The organism is Bradyrhizobium sp. Pha-3 (assembly GCF_042258615.1).
Taxonomy (GTDB): domain Bacteria; phylum Pseudomonadota; class Alphaproteobacteria; order Rhizobiales; family Xanthobacteraceae; genus Bradyrhizobium.
Genome location: NZ_CP170152.1, coordinates 1,458,799 through 1,478,201 on the forward strand (window position 1 = coordinate 1,458,799; position 19,403 = coordinate 1,478,201).

Consider the following 19,403-nt stretch of genomic DNA (forward strand, 5'->3'; position numbering starts at 1 on the left):
AACAGCGCGCCGGGAAATTCAACCGCCATGAGCGCGCTGCATTGCTGCCAAGCCTTATGTCAAGGCCATTTCGGGCCGATCATCCCAGCGCGATGAACCTGAAGGCGTCGCCGTCGCGCCTGATGTGGCCGGCGTTGAAATGCCCGCCGATCACCAGCGTCGGCGTGTCGGCAAAGCGCGAGAACAATTCGCGCCGCGTTGCGGCCGATTGCTTCTGGTCGGAGTCCGCGGTCGACGACCAGTCGAGGTGATACATCTGGCAGGGATGATGCGCGACGTCGCCGGTCAGCAGTCCTTCCGCGCCGCCGGACTTGATGTGGATGCTCATATGGCCGGGGCTGTGTCCCGGTGTCGGGATCAGCGTGATCTCTTCGGTGAGGCGATGATCGCTCGGCACCAGTTCGGCCTTGCCGGCATCCGCGATCGGCTTCACCGAGTCTGCGAACACGGCAGCATGCGCGGCATCGTCGCTGTGGTCGCGCCAGTGCTCGAATTCGGTCCGGCCGAATATGTAGCGTGCATTGGCGAAGGTCGGCACCCATTTGCCGCCGGAGAGTTTCGTGTTCCAGCCGACATGATCGACATGCAGATGCGTGCACAGCACGGTGTCGATGCTGTCAGGTGCAAATCCGGCCGCGGTCAGCTTCTCCAGGAACGGGTCGCTGCGGTTGTTCCAGGTCGGCACGTTGCGGCCCTGCTTGTCATTGCCGAGCCCGGTGTCGACGATGATGCGGTGCTCCGGCGTCTCGACCAGCAGCGAATGGATCGACATTTTCAGCCGGCCATCCTCATTGGCGAAATGCGGGATCAGCCAGGGCAGGTTCTGGATCTCTTCCCGGCCGGCCAGCGGCAGGATGAAGCGCGTGCTGCCGACGGTCTCGAGCTCGACGACCTTTGTGATTTTGACCTTGCCGATCGTCCAATGCATGCGGCGTGTCCTCGGTTTCTTGTTTCTCTCGTCAGAACATGCGGGTTTCCGCGCGCCGGTGCAATGGATCAAGCAAGCGCCCCGGTGCACCTCGCCCGCCTGCGAGGAGAGGGCGAAGAGAGCGCGTGCCTGTCATCGCGCGCAGTCGACGATCACGGTGCCGATCTTGTCGCCCTTCTCGACGGCGAGATGGGCCTCGGCGGTCTCCGCCAGCGCGAATTGTCCGGCGATGTTGTGCACCCGGGTGCCCGACGCCAGCCATTTGGTGATGTCGGCCTGCGCGGCCGCGAGCAGCGGCGGCGGCAGCGCGAACAGCACCAGCGAGCGCACCGTGATGCATTTTTCCATCAATTCGCGCACCGGCAGCGTTGGCGTGCGGTTACCGTTGGTGGCATAGACCGCGATCGTCGAGTTCAGCGCCATGATCTTCAACGTGGTCGCGAGGTTGCCGCCGAAATCGACGTCGATCACGCGGTCGACGCCGCGGTTCTCGGTGAACGCCATCACCTTGGAGACGACGTCCTCGGTCCGGTAGTTGACGACCGTATCGGCGCCGGCAAGCCGTGCCTCGACGTCCTTGACCTGCGAGCTCACGGTCGCGATCACGCGCGCGCCGCCCCACTTTGCCAATTGCACGGCGTAATGGCCGACTGCACCGGCACCGCCGGTGACCAGCACCGTTTGCCCGGAGATCGGACCGTCGGCAAACAGCGCGCACCACGCGGTCATGCAGGGGATGCCGAGCGTCGCGCCGGCCGCGAACGACACGTCCTGCGGCAGCGGTGTCACCAGGTAATCGGCGAGCGTGATGTACTCGGCCGCGGTGCCGAAGGCGCGGCCGTTGCGCTGGCCGTTGAACAGCCAGACGCGATCGCCGGCGGCAAAACGCGTCACGCCTTCACCGATCTGGTCGATGATCCCCGCGCCGTCGCTGTTCGGGATCACGCGTGGAAACTCCATCGCGCGATAGTTACCGCTGCGGCGGCCGACATCGGCCGGATTGACGCCTGACGCCTCGAGGCGAACCCGGACCTCGCCGGGGCGGGCGTCGGGCGTCGGCATCTCGCCGACGGTAAGTACCTTCGGCGCCGCGCCTGTTCGTTCGTACCAGACCGCCTTCACAGCGTGCCCGGGAAGGCGCCGCCGTCGAGCAGCAGGTTCTGTCCGGTGATGAAGCCGGCCTTGGCGCCGCACAGGAAGGCGCAGGCGTAGCCGAATTCGTCGGGATGACCGAAGCGGCCGGCGGGGTTCAGCTTGGCTCGCTCGGCGAGGACCTGCTCGGCTGAGATGCCGCGCTTCTCGGCCTCGGGCTTCGCGGTGCCGCGCAGACGGTCGGTTTCGAACGGGCCCGGCAGCAGGCCGTTGATGGTGACGTTGTTGATCACGGTCTTGCGCGACAGGCCGGCGACGAAGCCGGTGAGGCCGGCGCGGGCGCCGTTGGACAGGCCGAGGATCTCGATCGGCGCCTTCACCGCCGCCGAGGTGATGTTGACGATGCGGCCGAATTTGCGCGCCATCATGCCGTCGACGGTCGCCTTGATCAGCTCGATCGGCGTCAGCATGTTGGCATCGATCGCCTTGATCCAGTCGTCGCGGGTCCAGTTGCGGAAATCTCCGGGCGGCGGGCCGCCGGCATTGTTGATCAGGATGTCCGGATCGGGGCAGGCCTTGAGCACGGCTTCGCGTCCGGCCGCCGTCGTGATGTCGCCGACGATCTCGGTGACGGTGATGGTGGGATGGCCTTTACGGATCTCGTCGGCGGTCTGCTTCAGCGCCTCGGCGCCGCGCGCCGTCAGCGTGACATGCACCCCCTCATTGGCGAGCGCGATCGCGCAGGCGCGGCCCAGTCCCTTGCTCGATGCGCAGACGATGGCGCGGCGGCCTTTGATTCCAAGATCCACGAGTTCACTCCCTGTGATGTCGGGTTGGTTTGTAAAGCTTCGATGGCGCCAGTCTAGCCAAGCCCGGCGGCGCCGGTAAGGGACGTGCAATGCATAAGTGCATGCCGGGTAGGAACAGGCGGGGCAATGCGCTCGGGTAAAGCAGAATGAGTTGGCGCGGTCTCGGTTCACCTCTCCCCGCCGGGGAGAGGTCGGATTGCGAAGCAATCCGGGTGAGGGCTCTCGTTCTCTCGATAGATCGTAACCCCTCACCCGATTTGCTGCGCAAATCGACCTCTCCCAAGGGAGAGGTAAACCTTCGACGCCGCTTCAGCTGAACCTAATCTCGTCACGCTTTAGATGTGCTGCTCGCGCCGCAACCGCTCGATCGCCATGGTGGCTTCGGGCGGCAGCGACCGGAAGCCGGCCTGTCCGGCCGCGGAGAACAGCGGCCGCAATTGCGATCCGTTGAGGAATTGCGGCTGCCTCGCCAGCGGCACCAGCTGATCGAACACCAGCACCAGCGTGGTCACGACGAGGCCGACCCTGATCGCGCCGAGCAGCGCGCCGCCGAGGCGGTCGCCGATCCCGATCTCCGAACCGATGGTGTCGTCGAGCATCGTCCGCGCCATCTTGCCGAGGATGACGCCGATCAGAAGAAAGAGGCCGAACAGCAGCACCCCGTTGGGCGGGAACGGCGAGGACGGCAGCGTCGCGATGTGCGGCCCGATCATCGCCATTGCGGCAACCGCGAGCGGCGCCGCGACCAGATAGGCCAGGATGGTGACCGCGCTGCGCAGCAGGCCGGTCGTGAAGCCGGTGACGACCGCGAACAACAACCCGAGCGTCACGACGATGTCGAAGAGGTTCATGGATAAGGATTCCTGCCCCAATCTCCTGCGGTCCCCTGGTTGATCAAACCTGCTTACATCAGGGACAATTGTCGCTATCACTGGTCCGCTTCAATCCGGGAACCCGCCGATGTCCGACCTATTCGATGTCAGTAAAGAAATCATCCTCATCACCGGCGCCTCGCAGGGGCTTGGGCGGCAGTTCGCCCGCGTGCTGGCGGCGCATGGCGCTGCGGTGGTGCTGGCGGCGCGCCAGACTGCGAAGCTGAAAGGCCTCGCGGAGGAGATCAAGGCCAAAGGCGGCCGCGCAGCCGCGGTGCAGATGGACGTTGCGGATATTTCCGGTATCGCAAAGGCGCTCGACGCCGCGGAAGCAGCACTCGGTCCGGTCTCTGTGTTGATCAACAATGCCGGCATCGCGATCGAGAAGCTCTCGACCGAGCAGACCGAGGCCGATTGGGACGCTGTGATCAACGCCAATCTGAAGGGCGCCTACTTCCTCGCGACCGAGCTTTCGCGGCGCATGATCCTGCGCAAGCAGCCGGGCAACATCATCAATGTCGCGTCCGTGCTTGGGCAGGGCGTGCTCAAGGCGGTCTCGCCCTATGCGATCTCCAAGGCCGGCATGATCCAGGGCACCAAGGCGATGGCGCTGGAACTCGCCGGCAACAACATCCGGGTCAACGCACTGGCGCCGGGCTATATCGACACCGAGATGAACCATGATTTCTGGTCGACGCCGGCAGGCGAGCGGCTCGCAAAACGGATTCCGCAGCGCCGCGTCGGTGCCGAATCCGATCTCGACGGCGCAATCATGCTGCTCGCCTCCAGCGCCTCGCGCTACATGACCGGCACGGTGGTGACGGTCGATGGCGGGTTTTTGCTGAATTAACTTCGCAGCCACCACCGTCATCGCCCGGCCTGTGCGCAATTGCGCACATGGACCGGGCGATCCAGTACGCCGAGGCCTTTCGGCTCAAGCACTGCGGTCTCTGGAATACTGGATCACCCGCCTGCGCGGGTGATGACACTGAGCAAGCTGAGCAATCAATCCGTCATCCTGAGAGCACGTGAGGCTATGTCCTCGTCCACCACCGTCATCGCCCGGCCTGTGCGCAATTGCGCACATGGACCGGGCGATCCAGTACGCCGAGGCCTTTCGGCTCAAGCACTGCGGTCTCTGGAATACTGGATCACCCGCCTGCGCGGGTGATGACACTGAGCAAGCTGAGCAATCACTCCGTCATCCTGAGAGCACGTGAGGCGATATCCTCGTCCACCACCGTCATCGCCCGGCCTGTGCGCAATTGCGCACATGGACCGGGCGATCCGGTACGCCGAGGCCTCTCGGCTCAAGCACAGCGGTCTCTGGAATACTGGATCACCCGCCTGCGCGGGTGATGACACTGCGCAAGCTGAGGCCGTCTGCACGATTTCTGAATAATAGAACAGTACCGCTGAGTTGCCCGACGAGTCAAGTTGCCGTATCGAACGCCGGCAGTCGCCGGCTACTCTGCATGGGGTTGTTTTCGATATTTTGGCAGTGCGCCCCTGCGGCGGCAGTCTCATAGGTGGGCAAGGGCGCTCTCGCGCCCTTCCCATTTGGTTACCGCATCTCCGCCTTGATCATGTCGGCGGCCTTCTCGCCGATCATGATGGTCGGTGCATTGGTGTTGCCGCCGATCAATGTCGGCATGATCGAGGCGTCGACCACGCGCAAACTTTCGAGCCCGTGAACGCGCAGCTTCGGATCGACCACCGCAAGCGGATCGCCGGTGCCCATCCTGCAGGTGCCGACCGGATGATAGACCGTGTCGGAGCGCGCCCGCAGGATATTGCGGATGTCGTCGTCGGTGCGGACATCTGATGTGAACATATCCTTTCGCTGCAGCGCGCGCAGCGCCGGCGTGTCGAGCAGCCGCTTCGTCATCTTGAAGCCCGCGACCATGGTCTCGACGTCGCTGTCCTCGCCGAAGAAATTCGGATCGATCGCGGGGGCTGCGAGGGGATCGGCGCTGTTCAGCCACACGCTGCCGCGGCTGGCCGGGCGCAGCAGGCAGACATGGCAGGAGAAGCCGGTGCCCCAGCGCGGCTTGCGGCCGTGGTCTTCCACCATGGCCATGCAGAAATGCAGCTGGATGTCGGGGACGTCGAGTTCAGGTCGCGTCTTCAGGAAGCCGCCGCATTCGGCGACGTTCGAGGTCATCGGGCCGCGCCGCTCGCGCCGGTATTGCCCGATACCCTTGATGATCCGCCCGATGCCGCCCCACGACAGCCCCGAGAAATACGGTGCATCGGAGGCAAAGCCGAACACGAAGTCCGGATGATCCTGCAGGTTCTGCCCGACACCCGGCAGATCATGCACGCTGGCGAGCCCGTGCTTGCCGAGTGCTGCGGCGTCGCCGACGCCCGACAGCATCAGCAATTGCGGCGACTGGAACGCACCGGCCGAGAGGATGACCTCGCGCCGCGCACGCAGCACCTTCTTCTCCTTGCCCTGCATGTATTCGACGCCGACGGCACGCTTGCCCTCGAAGAGGATGCGGGTCGCCTGCGCTTGCGTCTCGATGCGCAAATTGGGCCGCCGGCCCATGTGGGGATGGATATAGCCGCGCGCGGCGCTCCAGCGCTCGCCATTCCTCTGGGTCACCTGGTAGATGCCGAGGCCTTCCTGTTCGGCGCCGTTGAAATCGTCGCGGATCCGGAACTGGGCCTCGCGCGCGCCCTGCAGGAACATCTCCTTGACCGGATTGTCGGACTGCAGGCCGGTGACGTTGAGCGGGCCGTCCTTGCCATGATATTCGCCGTCGAGCTCGGTGTTGTTCTCCGAACGCTTGAAGTAGGGCAGGACGTCGGCGTAGCCCCAGCCGGTATTGCCGAGCGAAGCCCAGTGATCGTAGTCGGCGCGATGGCCGCGGATATAGACCATGGCGTTGATGGCGCTCGAGCCGCCGAGCCCCTTGCCGCGCGGCTGATAGCCGATGCGGCCGTTGAGGCCCTTCTGCGGCACCGTGTCGAACGCCCAGTTGTTGAGCTTGCTCGAGAGCATGAGAATGATGGCGCCGGGCGTGGTCACGACCCAATTGTCGTTCTTGCCGCCGGCATCGAGCACCGCCACCGAGGTCGCCGGATCCTCCGACAGCCGCCCCGCCACCGCGCAGCCGCCGGAGCCTGCGCCCACCACCACGAAATCGAATGTATCAGTCACGTTTGTTTCCCCCTGTCTTTATTCTTATCCGTCATTGCGAGGAGCGTAGCGACGAAGCAATCCGTCCGTCCGTTGTGCGTCGCTATGGATTGCTTCGCTTCGCTCGCAATGACGCTCTGCGAGTTACGACAACAGCCGCATCAGCTTCTCCAGCCGCGCGATCTTCGCGCCATAGGGCGGATAGAGATCGGCCAGCCGGTTGAAGCGCGAGCGGTAGAACACCGGCTTCAGCTTGGTCAGCGTCTTGAATCCCCATTCGCCGTGATAGGCGCCGGTGCCGGACGCGCCGACGCCGCCCATCGGCTGATAGGCCTGCGCGAAATGGAACAGGCAGTCATTGATTGTGACGCCGCCGGACACCGTGCGCGCCAGCACCGCGTCGCGGGCGGCGTTGTCGGTGCCGAACCAGTACAGCGCCAGCGGGCGGTCGCGCCGGTTGATGAAGGCGATCGCCTCGGTTGCGTCGCGGGTGCCCATGACCGGCAGCAGCGGTCCGAAGATCTCCTCCTGCATCACGGTCATCTCGGGCGTGGCATCGACGATGACGGTCGGCGGGAATTTGCGTCTCGCCTTCCACTCGGGATCGTTCGGCGCGGCCGGCTGCATGATGGTGGCGCCCTTTGCCGCGGCGTCGGCGACGAGGCCCTCGAGCCGGGCATAGTGCCGGTCCGAGACGATCGAGGTGTAGTCGGGATTTTTTGGATCGGTACCGAACATGTGCTGCATGTGGCCCTGCAGCCGCATCGCGAACGGCTGCACCGAGGCTTGCGGCACCAGCACGTAATCGGGCGCGATGCAGGTCTGGCCGGCATTGAGCAGCTTGCCGTAGGCGATGCGCTGCGCGGCCTCGTCGATGTCGGCGGAGCCGTCGACGATCGCGGGCGATTTGCCGCCGAGCTCGAGCGTCACCGGTGTCAGGTTGCGGCCGGCGGCTTCCGCGACCAGCCGGCCAACGCGGGTCGAGCCGGTGAAGATCAGATGATCGAACGGCAGGGCGGCAAAGGCCCTTGCGATTTCATCGTCGATATCGGTGACCGCGAGCTCGGTGGTGTCGAATTTCTTCGCGATCGCCTCGGCCAGCAACGCGGCGAAACGCGGCACCAGCTCGCTCGGCTTGATCATGGCCCGGTTGCCGGCCGCGATCGCGGCGACCGCGGGCGCCAAGGTCAGCTGCAGCGGATAATTCCAGGGCGCGATGATCCCGACCACGCCGAGCGGCTGCGGGATCAGCCGGTTCCTGGCCGGCGCGAACTGCACCGTGGTCGGGATCCTCTCGGGCGCCATCCAGCCCTTGAGGTGCTTGGCCGCATGCTTGATCTCGCCGAGCACCAGCATGGTCTCGGCGATCGCGGTCTCGACAGTGGAGCGGTGGCCGAAATCGGCCGAGATCGCCGCCTCGAATCGCGCCTCGTTCTCGGTCAGCGCGGCGCGCAGGCGGCGCAGCCGGTCGAGCCGCGCCTGCAATGTCGGCGCCGGCTCACTCCGCGACAGCTCGAACTGGCGGTGAAAGGTGTCCTCAAGCGCATGCAGCCCCGGGCTCTTCAATGGCCGGTCCATGGCGTTTCCCCTCGAATGACGTGTCCTTGACGGATTTTGTTGGGCGCCAAGCTCCGCTTTTGCGCGCGATCTGGCAAGAGCCGGTTCCCGGCGGTAAATTTGCCAGGAAAACCACCGATTTCGGCGTCACAAATTCCTCAAAAACCCGCATCCGGGGCTTTCCAAACCGTACTCACGTTGATACATACCCCTCGCACCCGACGGCTTCGGCCCGGGTCGCCTTCTCAGGAAGCCCTCCGGACGGATCGATCGGCGCCATCTGATGCGTTGGCCGACCGGCTCGGGCACTCTTTCTGCAAGGCATGCAACGGTTTAACGCGGGGTGGAGCAGCCCGGTAGCTCGTCAGGCTCATAACCTGAAGGTCATAGGTTCAAATCCTATCCCCGCAACCAAGTTCGATACGGAAACCCGGCAATCTGAATGGATTGCCGGGTTTTTGTTTTTGGGGGCGAACGTCGCGCCGCAACGCAATCAACGACTTGGTTTCGTGGGTTCGAAACACCGCAACCTCCCGCGGTTGGCATAACGACACCGGGCGCGAACAGCGGAGGTCGACTTGCCCTGGCCATCTCGAGTGGCTTGATTGGGGTACCGTCGATCTCGCCGATCAATCGGATTATCGACGCCGTGAATTCGCGGGATCGTCACGACGATGTCGGCGCGTGGATGGCTCCGACAGTCGTGTGAGCCGAACCAGGGGAGGTCGCTGCGGCGGGGAACGCTCAGTACGATGCGCCATCGACGAGGTGCTTCGGTGAACCACCAAGCGTGCAGGCGATGCGCATCCGGATTTCAATCGCGCTTGCCTCGATGCGTTGTCGACACACGCCCGATTATTTTTTGTCCTTGTCGGCGGTGTCGTCCACGTTGCCTCCATTGTCGACGCATTTCTTGAAATAGTCGCGTTCGGCCTGTCCGTTGCCTTTGGCGCTGCCCGCCGCCGGATTGCCGGGCTGACGTGGCGGAAAATTCTTCGCAACCAGCGCATTGCATTTCCTCGTGACCTCAACGGTGACGACTGATGTCTCGGTTGGGTCGCCTGCCTGACCAGTTTCGCGGAAACGGCGGTGTCTACGTCGGTCCCCATCGCACCAATTCTGAACGCGCCGGTCCGTTTGCTATTTTCGAACACTATTGGCAGCTAACGCATTGCCGACCGGAATTTCTTGCCGTCGCTGCGGCGTGAGACGGTTCCCGGTCCGTAAAATTGGGAGGAGCGTTTCATGAGATACGGAACAGCCGTGCTGACCCTGTTATTGCTGTCCGGAGGAAGAGCAATGGCACAGGGCGTATCGCAAACCCCGACCCAGACCGTTACGCAGCAGCGCCAGAGCGGATCGACGGTGGCGGGCGGGCCGAATTCGGCGGTGAGAACCAACCAAGGCGTTAGCACCGGATTTAGCAGCCCGTTCGCAAGTCCGTTCGGAAGCTCCAATAGCTCCCAATCGAAGGGCGGCTACGCCGGTTCCGGCTCTAGCCGGTGATCTCTTCACCAAGGTGAGGTCCGCCAAATCTGCCACCTGTCCGTCATCTCGCCATGATGATGTCTCCGCAGCCAGCGAACTAAATCCGCGCCAGCGTGCCAAGCTTGGTTAACTGCTGGTTGAGCCCCGTAAGATCGTTGCAAATCAGCAACTGCCGCGATCCAAAAATCTGCTCCAACGCAGATTCACTTTGAGATTGCGCCGAGCCCACGAGAGTTCCGACAGCATGGGGACTAATCTTAAAATCAAACTCTTTGCCGGAATCGTCCTTAGCTGCACGATTGGCCTGGCCGGGTGCAGCATGTTGCCGACGTCGGGGCCATCCAGCCAAGCTGTAAAAAGCGAGACGCCGGTCGATGAAAACAGCCTTCCGTATGCGCTGGTTCGCGTCAATTCAGACGTGGTGTCCGTACTTGCGCGCACGGGCAAGTTGACGGTTACCTATCCCGATCGTCAGCCCCCCCGCGAAATCAGATTTGGCGTGGGCGACGTCGTCAGCGTGACCATCTTCGAGGCCGCCGCAGGCGGCCTGTTTATCCCGGTTGAAGCGGGTGTTCGGCCGGGCAACTTCATCGCCCTACCTAATCAGACGGTGGACCACAAAGGCAATATTTCCGTTCCTTATGCCGGCGCCGTCCGCGCGCAAGGGCGGACGCCTTCCGAAGTCCAGCAGGCGATTGCGGATGCGCTGAAGAATCGCGCGATCGAGCCGCAGGCTGTCGTCGCCCTCATTGATCAGCGGACGTCGCTCATCAGTGTTCTCGGCGAAGTGAACAATCCGATTCGCTATCCCGCAAACGCTGCTGGCGAGCACCTGCTTGATGCGATCACGCGTGCCGGCGGCCCCAAGGGACAAGGCTTCGACACCTGGGTCATGCTCGAGCGCAACGGCAAGCAGGCGACCGTGCCGTTTGGGTCGCTGGTGTACGAGCCGTCGAACAATATCTGGGTCCATCCGAACGATACGGTTTACGTTTATCGTGAGCCGCAGACGTTTGTGGCGTTTGGTGCGACCGGCCAGCAGGGTCAGTTCAATTTCGACGCCTGGCGAATTTCGGTGGCCGAGGCCGTGGGCAAGGCAGGCGGCCTGAACGATGCGCTGGCTGATCCCGGAGCGATCTTCCTCTATCGCGGTGAGCGGCGCGAAATTGCCGCGATGATGGGCGTCGACGTGAGCCGTTTCACGACGCCGATCATCCCGATCGTGTATAATTTCAATATGCGCGACCCGTCGACGTACTTCCTGGCGACGAAGGTGCTGATCCGGAACAAGGACGTGCTGTACACGTCGAACGCTCCAGCGGTGGAATCGGCGAAGCTGATGACGTACATCAGGCTGGTCACCGCAACGGTCAATGATCCGATAGTTGCAGCCTACAATGGGGCGGCGCTTCGGAGTCTGGTCGTAACTGGTCCCTGATCCGCATGCGGTACGACGGGCGATACATCGTCGTCTTGAAGACGGCGGTGGTCGCCCTCAAACCGCGGCAGGCTGCCGTAACGGCCTGGAGACAGAGCGGTCCCGCCGCTTTCCGGCTGAATCTCGTACATCTCGGCATTCTCTTTGATCGGCGAGACGCGATAGGGAAATGAAATATTCCGAGTGTACCACCGCGATTTGTTTGGGAAGAGATTCGCGCGCACGTTGCTGGTTGCCCGGGGTGCGGATCACTGCGTCCCCGCGATCCAGGGGCGCGTCCTAGACGATGAAATGAAATTCCTGCCAGGCGCTCCAGATCATGCCGTCATTGGCGCGAACCCAGAGGTCGTCAGACACGGTGCCGCCATCGAAAGTCGTGCTGGCGAGCTGGGCCGCACTGACGTTGATTGCGATGTTGGCGGGCTGCGCATTCCCGCCGATGCTCCAGTGGCCGCTGCTGGCCGACGGCGTCGAATCCCAGAATTGATACTGGCTCATGCTGTCCCCGTCGGCATCCGCGACCGAGAACAGGCTCGACGCGGCCACGCTCTGGTTGGCGGTCGCGTGGAAGTCGGATGCGGAGACGACCGGAGCATGGTCAATCGGGGCGTTGACGTGAAATTCCTTCCACGGCCCCCAGGCGAAGCCGTCATAGGCCCTCGCCCAGAGATCGTCCGAACCGGAGCCGCTTTGAAAGCTTGTGCTCGAGAGCTGGGCTGCCGTCACATCGATTGCGACATTGGTGCCCTGAGCTGCTCCGGCAACCACCCAGTGCCCGCTGCTGGGATCAGACGTCGAATCCCACAGCTGATATTTGGTGATGGTGTCTCCATCCGCGTCGGCGGTCGAGAACAGCGTGGAGGCCGCGATATCTTGGCCGTGGCTCGCTGAAAAGTCGGTGGCCGTCACGATCGGAAGATTGTCGACCGGTGCGTTGACGTGAAACTCCTTCCAGCTGCTCCACATCATGCCATCGAAGGCGCGCACCCAGAGATCGTCGGAGCCCGAACCGCTCTGGAACGACGTATTGGGCAATTGGGTGGGCGTCACATCGATGGCGATGTTGGCGGCCTGCGCCACGCCGCCGACCACCCAATGCCCGCTGGCAGGATCGGCGGTCGAGTCCCAGAACTGATAATGAGTGAACGTATCGTTGTCGGAATCGCTGACCGTGAACAGGCTTGAGGCGGCGATGTCCTGACCGTGCGTTGCGGTCATGTCCGACGCGATCACCACGGGGGCATGGTCGATCGGTGCGTTGACGTGGAATCCCTTCCAGGCTCCCCATGTGATGCCGTCATTGGCTCGCACCCACAGATCATCCGAGCCGGAGCCCGACTGAAACGAGGTGCTCGGCAATTGAGCAGCCGTCACATCGATGGCGATGTTGGCGGCTTGCGCCACGCCGCCGACCACCCAGTGGCCGCTGGCGGGATCGCTCGTTGAATCCCAAACCTGATAGGCGGTGATCGTGTCGCTATCCGCGTCGGACGCGCTGAAGAGACTGGATGCGGCGATATCCTGGCCATGGGTCGCAGACATGTCGGTTGCGCTCATGACCGGCGCATGATCCGGACCTGGTGTGACTGTGAACGGCACCCATTTTCCCCATAGCGTGCCATCGTAAGCCCTGGCCCAGAGCTGGTCCGGAGCCGAGCCGAACTGGTAGCTGGTCTGGGCAAGTTGAGCCGCGGTGATGTCGATTTCCGCATTGGTGGCCTGAACGGCACCATTCACCACCCATGCGCCGTTGCCGTTGTCGTCCCAGAGTGCGTACTGGGTGATCGTATCGCTGTCCGGATCGGTGGCGCTGAACAGAATCGAAGCCGCGACCGAGGTTTGTGCGTGGGCTGCCGTGAAAGCAGAAGCCGAAGCAACGGGAGCATGATCAGGACCTGGCGTGGCTGTGAACGGTACCCATGCTCCCCACAGCGTGCCATCGTAAGCCCTGGCCCAGAGCTGGTCCGGAGCCGAGCCGAACTGGTAGCTGGTCTGGGCAAGTTGAGCAGCAGTGATGTCGATTTCCGCATTGGCGGCCTGAACGGCACCATTCACCACCCATGCGCCGCTTCCGTTGTCGTCCCAGAGTGCATATTGGGTGATCGTATCGCTGTCCGGATCGGTGGCGCTGAACAGGATCGAAGCCGCGACCGACGTTTGTCCGTGGGCTGCCGTGAAGGCGGAAGCCGAAGCAACGGGAGCATGATCCGGACCTGGCGTGGCTGTGAACGGCACCCATGCTCCCCACAGCGTTCCATCGTAAGCCCTGACCCAGAGGTGGTCCGGAGCCGAGCCGAATTGATAGCTGGTCTGGGCAAGTTGCGCAGGCGTGACGTCGATTTCCGCATTGGTGGCCTGAACGACACCATTCACCACCCATGCGCCGTTGCCGTTGCTGTCCCAGAGTGCGTATTGGGTGATCGTATCGTTGTCCTGGTCGGTGACGCTGAACAGGCTCGAAGCCGCGATCGATGTTTGCCCGTGGGCTGCCGTGAAGTCGGATGCCGAAGCAACCGGAGCATGCTCCAGAGTTGGCGTGGCCGTGAACGGAACCCATGCTCCCCAGAGATATCCGTCATAGGCCCGGACCCAGAGCGTGTCCGCGGCCGTTCCGAACACGTAGCTCACTAGCGAGAGGCTGGCGGCCGCGACGTCGATCTCGGCGTTGGTGGCTTGTGTGACACCATTGATCGCCCAGTGCCCGTGGCCCTCGGTGTCCCAGAATGCATATTTGGTGATGGTGTCGCCATCCGCGTCGCTGGCCGAGAACAGTGAGGATTCAGCCACCGAGAGTTGCCCGCGCGCACCGGTCACGTTCGCTGCCGTCACCACGGGCGCATGATCGGCCGGAGAAATCACGAAGGATTTCCAGTCGCTCCACAAATAGCCGTCGAAGGCTCTGACCCACAGCGTGTCCGAGCCGGGTCCGGCCTGGTAACTCGCTTGGGCCAATTGCGACGCGCTGATGTCGATCTCGGTGTTGGTGCCCTGGACTGTTCCTCCCACTGTCCAGTGACCGTTGCCGTTGGTGTCCCAGAAGGAATATTCGGTGATGGTGTCGCCCGTGGCCATGTTCACCGAGAACAACGATGAGGCCGCATAAACCTGATTTCGGGCGGCGGACTGATCGCTGGCGGTGACGACCGGTGTCGTCCGGATGCTGTATCCGAGGTCCTTCAGCACTCCGATGTCCAGGTTGGAGATCGCGTACTGGTAATCGGGGTAGAAAACGATCCCGTTCATCAAGTCCAACGTGAGCGGGTCCTTGACGGTCGACGGGGTGGCGTAAAGGTCGGATTGCTGGTTCCCGAAATGGTAGTAGTTCTGGGTGGTGCTGTTGGTGGTCAGCGGCACCGGGCCGCCGTAAGCGGCCTCGGCATTCGCACCGACAAAGTTGGCGCCGGTTGCGGTCTTTTGAATCAGGTTGTCGAACGTGGATTCGTAAGCGCCGGCCAACTGGCCGCTCTGGTCGTACCAGCCCGTCATGCCGAAGCCGTGCATGAGCTCATGAAGAAAAACGTTGATCGGATTGATCACGTTTCCGGGCACCTGACTGGACCAGCTCAGGCCATAGTCGAGGTCGATGTACTGGAAGTAGCCAGGATCGATGTTGATGGTGATGTCGCTTGTCGTTCCAGGGACATGCTGTCCGGTGGTCAGCTCGTACTGGCTTGACGGCTCATACACCGCGAGCCCGCCATTCGTGCCCACGTTGTAGCTGGAGGTTGGCCCGCCGTCGGCACGGCCAACGGAGGTTGGCAGGATGTTGAGTGACACCACCATGGTGCCAATGCCCAGGATATATCGCTGCCAAATGTTGAGGGCCTGCTCGAGATCGTAGACGAGAGACGTGTCGGCAGATCCGCCTACGTTCGATGAATCGTTCAATGTTACGGAATAATTCCAAGCCATCTTGGTCGAGCTTTCAATCTATGGTAGCGTGGAAATAATAGACAATATTCATACTGACCAGTCACCGAGTAGTTAGTCACCGGGTAGTTAATGGCCGCCAGATGGCCGGCCCCGGACAAGGCGGTGCGTGAGGCTGTTCATGTCCAGCGCCTCGGGCGCGATTGGCTTGGGTCATCACCATCTTGGGTCATCACCTTGGGGCATCACACAGAGGCCGGGCCATTCCTTGCATGCTGCAAGGTCGGAAGGGCATGACCCTCTTATACGCGATAAGGCCGACGCGATCATCCCTGTGATCCCGGTGAGGGCCATACCGCGTGCCGCGCTCCGTAAGACTACGGAGCCTGGTTCGGCTTCCGAACGGTTCCACGATGGACTCCAGGATCGGCATGATGTCGCTCGCGAATTCGGCTCGGCCGTTGATAACGCCAATTGCATCTCGCCGGAGAGCCATAGTACTCTGCCTGTCATATTCATTTGCTGCTCTGTCGTTTCGTTACGAACAGTCAGGTTGCGCTGACGGCGAGGCCGACGAGCAGGGGCAGGGCGCGCTCACGGCAATCCCGGCTCACCTTCGACTGCAGTTATTTTCAGCTACCGAGCAGATTAAGTCGCGAGATGATTGAAACGCGGAGCGGTACGACAGCAGACAGCGGGATAGTTGGGCTCGCGATGTTGCTGCGTTTTCACGGCATCCCGGCCGATGTCGACCAGATTCGTCATCAAGTCGGTAGTGGCCCGTTCGGAACGCCGGAGATGCTGCGCTACGCGCGCTCGACCGGCGTCAAGGCTCGCGAGCTGAGCACCAACTGGCTGAGGCTCGAGAAGGTCCCGCTTCCTGCCATCGCGCTGTTGCGCGACGGCGGCCATTTGATCCTCGCCAAGGTGGGCGCCGACAAGATCCTCGTTCAATCGCCTCTGTCGGAACGCCCGGAGTTGATCACGAGGGCCGACCTGGAAGCGGTGTGGACCGGCAAGCTGATCCTCGTGAGCCGGCGGGCGGGACTGGTCAATCTTGCACGCCGCTTTGACCTGTCGTGGTTTCTGGGGGCGATCCACAAATATCGGTACCATTTCGTGGAGGTGTTGATCGCCTCGTTTTTCTTGCAGCTGTTTGCACTGGTGTCGCCGCTGTTCTTTCAGGTGGTGATCGACAAGGTCCTGGTTAATCACACGCTCAGCACACTGGATGTGCTCGTCGTGGGGTTGATCGGCATCGCGGCTTTCGAGACGGCCCTCGCGATACTGAGGACCTACCTGTTCTCCCACGTGACCAACCGGATCGATGTCGAGCTGGGGGCCCGCTTGTTTCGGCATCTCATCGGGCTGCCCATTGCCTACTTCCAGGCTCGCCGCGTCGGCGACTCGGTTGCGCGGGTTCGCGAGCTGGAGAACATTCGCAACTTCCTGACCGGCTCCGCGCTGACGGTCGTGATAGACCTGTTCTTCACGGTCGTCTTCATCGCGGTGATGTTTATCTACTCGCCGATCCTGACCTGGATCGTGCTTGGGTCCTTCCCGCTTTATGTCGGCATCTCGGCCGGCGCGACGCCGATGTTCCGTCAGCGGCTGGATACCAAATTCGAGCGCGGGGCCGAAAACCAGGCCTTTCTCGTCGAGAGCGTGACCGGGGTCGAGACCATCAAGGCCATGGCGCTCGAACCGCAGATGCAGCGCCGCTGGGAGGAGCAGCTTGCCGGATACGTTGCGGCCAGCTTCCGCGTGCTCAGCCTCGCCAATGTTGCGAGCCAATCGGTCCAGTTCGTAAGCAAGCTCGTCACCGCGGTGATCCTTTACGCCGGCGCCAAGCTGGTGATCGACGGCAGTCTCACGGTGGGCGAGCTGATCGCCTTCAACATGTTCTCGTCACGCGTGAGCGCGCCGGTTCTGAGGCTGGCGCAGCTCTGGCAGGACTTCCATCAGGCCAGGCTCTCCGTCGCGCGGCTCGGCGACATCCTGAATACGCCGGCGGAGCAGACGTTCAGCCCCGGTCGTGCCGTGCCGCCGCCCATCAAGGGTCAGGTCACACTTGAACACGTGTCGTTCCGCTATCGGGTCGATGGACCCGAAGTGCTGCACGACATCAACATCAGCATTCCGGCCGGCCAGGTCGTCGGCATCGTCGGCCCGTCCGGTTCGGGCAAGAGCACCTTCACGAAGCTCGTTCAGCGCCTTTACGTTCCGGAGAAGGGCAGGGTCCTTGTCGACGGGATTGACCTGGCGATGGTCGATCCGGCGTGGCTGCGTCGCCAGGTCGGCGTCGTCCTGCAGGAAAACGTGTTGTTCAATCGCAGCGTACGGGAAAACATCGCGCTCGCCGACCCGGCCGCTCCGATGGAGAAAGTGGTCGCCGCGGCTCAGCTCGCGGGAGCTCACGAATTCATTCTGGAACTGCCGGAAGGCTACGACACCGTCGTCGGCGAGCGCGGCTCCAGCCTGTCGGGAGGGCAGCGGCAACGCATCGCGATCGCGCGGGCCCTTATCACCGATCCCCGCATCCTGATCTTCGACGAGGCGACGAGTTCGCTGGACTACGAAAGCGAAAGAGTCATTCAGGACAATATGAACCGGATCGTGAAGGGACGAACGGTTTTTGTCATTGCGCATCGTCTGTCCGCTGTCAGGCGCACCGACCGGATCATCACCATTGATCGCGGCCGGCTCGTCGAACAGGGATCCCACGAGGAGTTGCTCAGCACAGGCGGAAGATACGCGTCGCTGTACCGGTTGCAGGCGGGGATCCATGAAGTCGGCTCGTGAAGTGGTCGCCGTCGGCGGCAAGACGCGGGATGAGCTGGCCTTCCTGCCGGCCGCCCTCGAAATCGTCGAGACGCCGCCATCTCCCACCGCGAGGCTCACCGCCGGCTTGCTTGCTGTCCTGTTCTGCTGCGCCGTCGCGTGGGCGGGTCTCGGCAAGATCGACATCGTTGCCTCCGCACCCGGAAAGATCGTACCGGGCGACCGTGTGAAGCTGGTTCAGCCGCTGGAGATCGGAGTGGTGCGGGCCATTCACGTCCGCGACGGCCAAACCGTCAAGGCCGGCGAGATTCTGATCGAGCTGGATCCGACCAGCAATCAGGCGGAGCTTCAGCACCTGAAAAACGATCTTCTCTCGGCACTGCTGGATATCTCACGCACGCGTTCTGCGCTTGACGGAAACACCGACGCGCTTGACGGCATGCCCGACGACACGCCGCCCGCCTTGATTCAAATGCATCTGGAGTACTTGCGCAGCCAGGATTCCGAGCAGCGCGCCAAGTTGTCCGAACTGGATCGGCAACGAGTGCAGAAGGTCGCGGAGACCAAGACAATCGATGCCAGCATCGCCAAGGTTGAAGCCTTGCTGCCGGTGCTGCAGGAGCGGGTCGGGGTTCGCAAGTACCTGGCGGACAGGGAGTACGGATCAAAGTTGCAATACCTGCAGGAGCTCCAGGAGCTCGTCGGGATGCAGCAGGACATCCTGGTGCAACGGAGCAAGCTTGAGGAGGCCAATGCGGCCGTCGCCGCGCTCGCAGAGACGCGGGCCAAGCTTGTCTCGGAATACCGGCACCGCCTGTACGATGATCTTGCCAAGGCGACGCAGAAGGCCGGCAGCCTCAAGGACGAGGTGTCCAAGGCCGAGCACCGGACGAACCTTCAGAAGCTTGCCGCCCCGATCGACGGCGTGGTGCAGCAATTGGCCGTGCACACTGTCGGCGGTGTCGTCACTCCCGCCCAGACGCTCGCGGTCGTCGTACCCAGCGATAATCTGATTGAAATCGAAGCGATGGTTTCAAATCGCGATATCGGCTTCGTGCACCCGGGCCAGGACGCCGAAATCAAGGTCGATACCTTCAACTTCACGCGCTACGGCCTGCTGCACGGCAAGATCGTCAGCGTCTCGCCCGATTCGGTCTCCCGCGACCGGTCGCCGGATTCAGCCCGCGAGCCCAATGGCGGCGCGCCGGAGGAAAGCAGCGAGCCAAAGGGGCAGGGGCCGGTGTATATCGCGCATGTCTCGATCGACCGGACCAAGATGGTCGTCGATGACAAGGAGATCAATCTTTCGCCGGGAATGACCGTAACCGTCCAAATCAGGACGGGCGCCCGCAGCATCATGAGCTATTTGCTGTCGCCGATCATGCGCTACCGGCAGGATGCTCTCCGCGAGCGGTGAAGGAAT

At 62.8% G+C, this 19,403-nt stretch carries 12 protein-coding genes and 1 tRNA gene; 6 read left to right on the forward strand and 7 right to left on the reverse strand.

Translation table 11 applies throughout. From position 1 onward, the window contains the following. Positions 1–79: 79 nt before the first annotated feature. The 4 genes from ACE10Z_RS06790 to ACE10Z_RS06805 form a co-directional block, all read right to left on the reverse strand. On the reverse strand, positions 80–928 hold the full coding sequence (locus tag ACE10Z_RS06790) for an MBL fold metallo-hydrolase (protein WP_375787250.1): 849 nt from the start codon (positions 926–928) through the stop codon (positions 80–82). Between the two features lie 132 nt (positions 929–1,060). Next, positions 1,061–2,050, reverse strand: a complete 990-nt coding sequence (locus tag ACE10Z_RS06795) for an NADPH:quinone reductase (RefSeq protein ID WP_375787251.1) — start codon at positions 2,048–2,050, stop codon at positions 1,061–1,063. Then, positions 2,047–2,829 (reverse strand): SDR family oxidoreductase, encoded by a 783-nt coding sequence (locus tag ACE10Z_RS06800; protein ID WP_375787252.1) that lies wholly within the window; start codon positions 2,827–2,829, stop codon positions 2,047–2,049. Before ACE10Z_RS06800 ends, ACE10Z_RS06795 begins: the two co-directional genes overlap by 4 nt. 335 nt (positions 2,830–3,164) lie before the next feature. Further along, positions 3,165–3,680, reverse strand: a complete 516-nt coding sequence (locus ACE10Z_RS06805; RefSeq protein ID WP_375787253.1) for a CvpA family protein — start codon at positions 3,678–3,680, stop codon at positions 3,165–3,167. Between the two features lie 109 nt (positions 3,681–3,789). Between ACE10Z_RS06805 and ACE10Z_RS06810 the strand changes: the two genes are divergently transcribed. Further along, a complete protein-coding gene (locus tag ACE10Z_RS06810; protein ID WP_375787254.1) occupies positions 3,790–4,551 on the forward strand; it encodes an SDR family NAD(P)-dependent oxidoreductase in 762 nt (253 codons plus the stop codon). Between the two features lie 714 nt (positions 4,552–5,265). Here the strand turns inward: ACE10Z_RS06810 and ACE10Z_RS06815 are convergent. Together ACE10Z_RS06815 and ACE10Z_RS06820 are read right to left on the reverse strand one after the other, a co-directional pair. Then, positions 5,266–6,867 carry a GMC family oxidoreductase gene (locus ACE10Z_RS06815; protein ID WP_375787255.1) on the reverse strand — a complete coding sequence of 534 codons (1,602 nt, stop codon included), beginning with the start codon at positions 6,865–6,867 and terminating at the stop codon, positions 5,266–5,268. Between the two features lie 123 nt (positions 6,868–6,990). After that, entirely contained in the window at positions 6,991–8,424 is a 1,434-nt protein-coding gene (locus tag ACE10Z_RS06820; RefSeq protein WP_375787256.1) for a coniferyl aldehyde dehydrogenase, read from the reverse strand. A 316-nt stretch (positions 8,425–8,740) separates the two neighbouring features. On the opposite strand from ACE10Z_RS06820, the gene ACE10Z_RS06825 reads away from it, so the two are divergent. The 3 genes from ACE10Z_RS06825 (at position 8,741) to ACE10Z_RS06835 (ending at position 11,329) form a co-directional block, all read left to right on the forward strand. Then, positions 8,741–8,817: transfer RNA gene (locus tag ACE10Z_RS06825), tRNA-Met, on the forward strand. Positions 8,818–9,240: 423 nt separating this feature from the next. After that, on the forward strand, positions 9,241–9,447 hold the full coding sequence (locus ACE10Z_RS06830) for a hypothetical protein (RefSeq protein WP_375787257.1): 207 nt from the start codon (positions 9,241–9,243) through the stop codon (positions 9,445–9,447). A 688-nt stretch (positions 9,448–10,135) separates the two neighbouring features. Beyond that, positions 10,136–11,329, forward strand: coding sequence for a polysaccharide biosynthesis/export family protein (locus ACE10Z_RS06835; protein WP_375787258.1), 1,194 nt, complete (start codon positions 10,136–10,138; stop codon positions 11,327–11,329). A 279-nt stretch (positions 11,330–11,608) separates the two neighbouring features. Here ACE10Z_RS06835 and ACE10Z_RS06840 read toward each other — a convergent pair whose 3' ends face one another. Further along, the gene (locus ACE10Z_RS06840) at positions 11,609–15,217 is read right to left on the reverse strand and encodes a hypothetical protein (RefSeq protein ID WP_375787259.1); all 3,609 of its coding nucleotides are present in this window, start codon (positions 15,215–15,217) and stop codon (positions 11,609–11,611) included. Positions 15,218–15,859: 642 nt separating this feature from the next. On the opposite strand from ACE10Z_RS06840, the gene ACE10Z_RS06845 reads away from it, so the two are divergent. Both ACE10Z_RS06845 and ACE10Z_RS06850 read left to right on the forward strand, forming a co-directional pair. After that, the gene (locus tag ACE10Z_RS06845; protein WP_375787260.1) at positions 15,860–18,001 is read left to right on the forward strand and encodes a type I secretion system permease/ATPase; all 2,142 of its coding nucleotides are present in this window, start codon (positions 15,860–15,862) and stop codon (positions 17,999–18,001) included. Then, complete coding sequence (locus tag ACE10Z_RS06850; protein ID WP_375787262.1) at positions 17,985–19,397, forward strand: HlyD family type I secretion periplasmic adaptor subunit; 1,413 nt, start codon at positions 17,985–17,987, stop codon at positions 19,395–19,397. The genes ACE10Z_RS06845 and ACE10Z_RS06850 overlap by 17 nt, the downstream gene beginning before the upstream one ends. Positions 19,398–19,403: the final 6 nt, after the last annotated feature.